Annotated in this window: 5 protein-coding genes; 3 read left to right on the plus strand and 2 right to left on the minus strand. The window is 52.8% G+C overall.

Features of this window, described 5'->3' with window-relative positions; all coding sequences use genetic code 11:
• Positions 1-754: 754 nt before the first annotated feature.
• Genes RMSM_RS23455 through RMSM_RS23465 form a run of 3 tightly spaced genes read left to right on the plus strand, consistent with a single transcriptional unit; the run spans position 755 to position 3,517 of the window.
• The gene (locus RMSM_RS23455) at positions 755-2,242 is read left to right on the plus strand and encodes a RecQ family ATP-dependent DNA helicase (protein WP_008702327.1); all 1,488 of its coding nucleotides are present in this window, start codon (positions 755-757) and stop codon (positions 2,240-2,242) included.
• Between the two features lie 40 nt (positions 2,243-2,282).
• Positions 2,283-2,501, plus strand: coding sequence for a hypervirulence associated TUDOR domain-containing protein (locus tag RMSM_RS23460; RefSeq protein ID WP_008702328.1), 219 nt, complete (start codon positions 2,283-2,285; stop codon positions 2,499-2,501).
• Positions 2,498-3,517, plus strand: coding sequence for an SDR family NAD(P)-dependent oxidoreductase (locus tag RMSM_RS23465; protein WP_008702331.1), 1,020 nt, complete (start codon positions 2,498-2,500; stop codon positions 3,515-3,517). Before RMSM_RS23460 ends, RMSM_RS23465 begins: the two co-directional genes overlap by 4 nt.
• Positions 3,518-3,548: 31 nt before the next feature.
• On the opposite strand, the gene RMSM_RS23470 is transcribed toward RMSM_RS23465, so the two are convergent.
• Positions 3,549-4,289, minus strand: coding sequence for a dienelactone hydrolase family protein (locus tag RMSM_RS23470; protein WP_008702333.1), 741 nt, complete (start codon positions 4,287-4,289; stop codon positions 3,549-3,551).
• A gap of 102 nt (positions 4,290-4,391) precedes the next feature.
• A complete protein-coding gene (locus RMSM_RS23475) occupies positions 4,392-5,888 on the minus strand; it encodes a hypothetical protein (RefSeq protein WP_008702336.1) in 1,497 nt (498 codons plus the stop codon).
• Between the last annotated feature and the right edge of the window lie 376 nt (positions 5,889-6,264).

A 6,264-nucleotide genomic window follows, 5' to 3' on the forward strand; every position in this document is an offset into this window, starting at 1 on the left:
TCGATACGATGCTCGTTTCTTCGGCTAACGTTTGAGCCACAAACGGGATTTCCGAATCGTTTGCAAGGTCGAAGCACGAACACGATGTCAGAAATTGGTAGCGGCACGGCGCGAGCCCAATGCCATCTACTTTCGTAGTGGGACTCGCCAGAGTTCCTGGTGTTTCAACAGCAAAGAGGGGAATTCTGGCGAATCCCACTACTTGAGGCCCCCAATGGTTACCAAAGTAGATGGCATTGGGCACGAGCCGTCCGGTTGAGGCGAGTGAAACGTTCGGTTTAGACCGGGCGAGGCCCCGCGCCGCACCGCAACAAACGCCACCCGTTGAGTGCCAATGTAAATGGCATTGGGCGTACGCCTAACGGCTAACGGTTAAACGAAGCATTCGAACGGCATGACTCTCAATACGTTTCGAATCTCTTGCGTGCCTTCATTTCAGCTAGCGGATGATGGACGAATTGCCCCGATGGTCAGTGTCCGATCAACAAACTCGCAAACCTTGCCGGCGTTCCTGACTCGGGTTTGTCAAATTCCGCAGCCTTTTTGACGAGCAAAATGGCCGAATCCAAAATTATTTGTTGAGCAGGAACGCAAATTGCGTCAACGCACTGGCCAATGGAATCGTCGTGTATCGGGTGTCAAACGCTACCACGCGTATTGACATGCGGTGTTTGCATATACGCACGCCCTCCTTTCGGCCGCAGCGACTGCTGTTTATCCGGCTGTTCGCAATATTTCTTTTTATGAGATTGCTGTGACCTCTATCAAACAACTCCGTAATCGTCTTAGCGAGGATTTCGGATTCAAAAAGTTTCGACCTGGTCAATCCGAGGCCTGCAAAGCTGCGATGGAGGGACGGGACACGTTAATCTTGATGCCCACTGGCTCCGGCAAAAGCTTGTGTTACCAGCTTCCGGGTCTGGCACTCGAGGGAGTGACGGTGGTGGTCAGTCCGCTTATCTCGTTGGCCGAAGATCAGGCAAAGCACATTCGCGAACTCGGATGTCAGGCCGCGATTCTGAACAGTTCGAAATCAGCCAAACAACTCCGCGAGTCTCACCAGGATATTCAATCGGGAAAAGCCGAGTTTGTCTTTACAACGCCTGAGCGACTTCAGCAGTCCGACATTTGCCAATTACTTAGCGAGGTAGGGGTCGATTTGTTTGTGATCGACGAAGCGCACTGTGTCAGCCAATGGGGACACGATTTCCGGCCTGATTATTTGTGCCTGCACTATGCCCGCCAACGTCTAGGCAATCCTCCGACACTTGCGATGACTGCTACCGCATCGCCACAGACGATCGACCAAATTGTCAGTTGTTTGAAACTTTCGGACCCAGCGATTGTGGCAACGGGTACCCATCGTCCGAATTTGCGTTTGTCGGTCATGGCGTCGCATGGCGATGAGGAAAAAGTGCGTCAGCTTCGATCGCTATTGAGTGACGAATCTGATTTGATTGCCAATGAACCGGCAATCGTGTACTGCTCGACGACAAATACAGTCGAACGACTCGCCAGCCAACTTTCCAACCTGCCGATGCCGACGCTTGCCTATCATGGACGCATGAAGAAAGCGGATCGGATCCAATCGCAAGAAGCGTTCATGAACGGCCCGGCCGCAGTGATGTTCGCAACCAATGCGTTCGGATTGGGGATCGACAAACCGAACATTCGCCGAGTGATCCACCATGACATCCCCGGTTCGATCGAAGCCTATTACCAAGAGTTTGGCCGTGCGGGCCGCGACGGAGAACTCGCCGCATGTACGCTGTTGTACGATCGAGAAGATTTGCGATTGCAAAAAATGTTCGCTGGCGGAAGCCTCGATTCCTCGCAATTGCGTACCGCACATCACACATTGATCCAAGGTGTGCAGCGATATGGTGACGCCGCCGATTCCGTGTCTTTAAAAGACTTGAAACAGATCAGCCCGCTGGGGCAACAAACATTAAAAAATTGCTTCCAGCACTTAGCGTCTGCTGGTCTGGTGGCTCCGTCCGGTCGCGGCCAATGGACATGTCTTATCGATGAAATTGACCACGAAGTGACAGATCGCTTGGCAGACGATTCGCGATTGCGGAGCGAACACCGTCGCATCGCTTTAGACCAGATGGTTCAGTACGCCGAGTCGGCCGAGTGTCGCTGGTCACGAATCGCCAAACATTTTGCAACGGAGGACGAACAGGCGGGTGACGAATGCTGCTGCGACAACTGCGTGGTCCAAGTTGCCAGCGTGGCTTAGTCGAACCAACTCGTCATCTCATCAATTACCGGAAAAAAACATGGCGCAAAAATTTCAAAAGAACCAATACGTCCGTTGGAATTACGGCAGCGGCACCGCAAAGGGACAAATCAAAGAATCGTACAAACAGAAAGTCACCAAAACGATTAAGGGTAACGAGGTCACTCGGAACGCCAGCGACGATGAACCGGCATATCTAATTGAACAAGAAGACGGTGACGAAGTGCTAAAAAGCGAAAGTGAGCTATCGGACGCATGAACAAGTTAACGAAATTGGCGATCACTGCCGCAGCCGCCTATGGCGGTTTACAATTCGCTCGCACGATCGCCCGTCGAAACCGTGAGTTTTCGTGGCAAGGCAAACGAGTGGTAATCAGTGGCGGATCACGAGGACTCGGATTGGTTTTAGCTCGACAACTGGCCGATCAAGGAGCGAGGATCGCAATCTGTGCTCGTACCGAGGACGACCTCAACGTCGCAGCGAATGAGCTGCGTCGTCGTGGCACCGAAGTATTGGCGAAACCGTGTGACATACGAGACAAATCACAAGTTGCTGCCTTCATTGATAAAGTTGTGCAGCAGTATGGCGGCATCGACGTGCTGATCAATGTTGCAGGCATCATCACGGTCGGCCCGCTGGATTCGATGACGATGGACAACTTCGAAAATTCGATGAGGACGAATTGCTGGGGTGCGTTGCATACCATCTTGGAAACACTGCCGCACATGCGTAATCAAGGCTGGGGGCGGATCGTCAATGTCGCCTCATTGGGTGGCAAACGGGCGGTTCCTCATATGTTGCCGTACGCGGCGAGCAAGTTTGCTTTGGTTGGCCTTTCCAACGGGCTGCGTGCCGAACTGAAACAAGAAAACATCTTTGTCACCACCGCCTGCCCCGCATTGATGCGTACGGGCAGCCCTCGAAACGCCATTTTTAAAGGTCAACATCGCCGCGAGTACGCATGGTTCAGTATCGGCGATTCGATTCCTCCAATGGCGATGAACGCGGAAACGGCTGCAAAACAAATATTGACCGCATGCCAACACGGACGTGGCGAGGTGTTTATTCGCAATCCGCTGAACTTCACCATCGCGCTGCAGCAAATGTTTCCCGAACTAACGAACGAGATCCTTGCGATCGCCGCGACCGTGCTGCCCGAAATGGGCGGGATCGGACGCCGCGCTGCGAAGGGACACCAAAGCGAATCCAGTTGGTCACCATCGGTCTTGACTACATTGACGCAGCAAGCGGCGGTGCAGAACAACGAAGTTTAACAGGTCCCCGAGACGCGGGTAAAAACCATTGCTACTTCAAGTGACTGTTAAAGTGCTGACACATCATGCCGTTTAACAGATGAGCGAGTTCAGGATCGTAACGATGGCCGACGTCTCGCATGAAGGCATGTTCGCCATTGAATTCGTGCCAACTGAATCGCGTTCCCGCGGCAGTCATCGCGTCGTAAATTAAACGGCGACCTTCGCCGGGGATATGCGGATCTTGGCGTCCCCAAACCATCATCATCTCGGCATCGATTTCGGGGATACGGTCCAGGCTGTCGTCGCACATTCCTTTGCCCAAACTGCGTTTGTGAATGTCGGTTGCATAAAAACAAACCGCGGCTTGCACCGGTTTGTTCATCGCGGCACGAAAAGCGAGATGTCCTCCGAGACAGATGCCGACGGTTCCGATCCGGCCGCTACAGCGTGAATCGTTTTGCAGAAAGTCGATGACAGCCCGTGCGTCGGCATCGTAGCTAGCGAGTTCTTTCGTCGTCTTTAACGAATTTCCACGTTCGGTCCCAACAACGTCATAGGCAAACGCTTCACTGGGCTCCGTGAATTCGTGATAGACATCGGGGACGGCGACGATGAAACCATGACCCGCGATCATTGCAGCGGTGCGGGCGATCGGTTCAGTAATCTGGTAGATTTCGGCGAACAGGATCACGCCTGGGAATTTCCCATCACGATCAGGGCGAAACAGGTGCGTTCGCATTGATCCGTATGGCGTCGTCAGATCCACATTTTCAACAGGTTTGATTCGCATTAGTGGTTTCCAAAATCAGCGAAGTGACCGCGACGATCACGCCGCACGTTTTGGGCATGATCATAAAGCATCGCGACAAACCGTGTCGATGGTGACCGTAAATCAGTACGAGTGGACTTCGGACGATGGAATCATTCCGTTGCCGACCGCCAGAGGAGCGATTGCCGCTCGCGGTTTTTCAACGGTCTTCACAGCCTTTGCGCGTGGACAACCAAAGAACCCTCGTTGCTGGATCAACGCCGCCACTTCGGCCGGGACGTGTTCGGTCCAACACGGATCGCCCGATTGGATTTGCGAGAGGACTTCACGCGAGAACGTGCCGAGGTGCTCCGGATTGTAATCGTCAAGCTGTTCGATGCATCCCTTGTCGACAAGGTAGCGATACAACGTGCGAATTTCCTCGGCGATTTTCAGGTTATCCACCGTCGTCAGCTCGCCTGATTTTCGATCCAGCAGCGGATAAATATATAGTTTCAAATCGTTTTTGAACAAACGCCCAAAGGACTCGAGAATGCCGCCATCAAGTTTGGTGTAATATTTTTCGTCGAACAGTTCCACCAAGCTGGCGGCGCCCATCGTGATCCCAATCTTCTTTTTGGTATAGCGGGCCAGATAGGCGGCGAGCCGGTAGTATTCGAAGTAGTCCGAAATCAACACCGTCATTCCGCTGGCGGCAAGCAGGTCGACTCGTGCGAGAAAGTCTCGCAAATCAATGTCGCCGTTGGCTTGCAAGTTTTTCATCGTGATCTCAGCGAGCGAGACCACTTCGTTTGCGTCCACGTCGGATTCGCCTTGGAATTTTTCCTTGGCCGCTTCGATCATGTCGACATTGACATTAGTGAGCGGTCGGAAACTGCCTCGTTCGACCAGGATGGGCTTTTTGTAGAGCACTTCGGATGGCTGCAGCACTTCTCCGTTGGCCGAGAACATTGCGGCACTGCTGAGCCCCAATTGCACTAATCGCAAACTCATCACGCGATTGTCGACGTGACGAAACGCAATTCCAGAAAACTCGATCATGTCGATTTCGATCCGACGCGTGCTCAGGTTGTCCAGCAGCGATTCGATCAATTGGTCGGGTTCATGGTTCAGAAAAAAGGCGCCATACAACAAATTGACGCCCACGATGCCGAGGGCTTCTTGCTGCAATGCATTCTCGGTGTCGAGCATGCGTACATGCAGAATAATTTGACTGTCTTGGTCGCGTGGATGGGCTTGGAATCGAATCCCCATCCAACCGTGACAATCGTTGGTGCCATGAAAATTACGAGCCGAAACGGTGTCGGCAAACGCAAAAAACGCCGTCGTATCGCCGCGGCTTTCACGCAGACGTTCGAGGTTCAGTGCATGTTCGTGATCGAGCATGTCTTGCAGTCGTTGGCGACAAACATAGCGTTCGCATTGACCATAGATGGCATCGCTGACGGACATATCGTAGGCCGACATGCTTTTGGCGATCGTTCCGGCAGCACCACCGACGCGAAAGAACCAACGAACGACCTCTTGGCCCGCGCCAATTTCGGCAAACGATCCATAGCGACGTGCGTCCAAGTTGACCGCAAGCGCTTTGCGTTCTGTGTTTGGTCGTTCTGTTAACATGCCCCAATTCCCCCAACATAGCCCCAAAAAAATGACTGCAACGACTAGGTATGGATTACACAAAGCGTGCGGGCTGGGGAATTCGGTGCATTTAATTCACAATTGCCGGATGGGAGTCGGCATCGCTAACACAGACGACACAATCGAGCGATATTTGCACAGTAACGAGAGTTTGCAAAATTTTACGAAGACGCTCTTGCTAACAATCGGCGGCATCCGATAATTGACACAGACGTTGCAACTGCGTTTAAGAACGCCGTTTGCGAACGAACGTCCACAGCATAGGGCCGGACAACTTTTGGTCTGATTCAAACGGCCGACCATTTCACAACAAACCTGATGGCCACACGACAACTTCCAGCGATGCATCGCTGTC

The sequence above is a fragment of the Rhodopirellula maiorica SM1 genome, from assembly GCF_000346295.1.
In the GTDB taxonomy this organism is placed as follows: Bacteria; Planctomycetota; Planctomycetia; order Pirellulales; family Pirellulaceae; genus Novipirellula; species Novipirellula maiorica.

Excerpts from the sequence above, each read along its gene's own strand:
- RMSM_RS23465 (WP_008702331.1), top strand. The coding sequence starts at position 2,498 with ATGAACAAGTTAACGAAATTGGCGATCACTGCCGCAGCCGCCTATGGC.
- RMSM_RS23475 (WP_008702336.1), bottom strand. The coding sequence starts at position 5,888 with ATGTTAACAGAACGACCAAACACAGAACGCAAAGCGCTTGCGGTCAAC.
- RMSM_RS23460 (WP_008702328.1), top strand. The coding sequence starts at position 2,283 with ATGGCGCAAAAATTTCAAAAGAACCAATACGTCCGTTGGAATTACGGC.
- RMSM_RS23470 (WP_008702333.1), bottom strand. The coding sequence starts at position 4,289 with ATGCGAATCAAACCTGTTGAAAATGTGGATCTGACGACGCCATACGGA.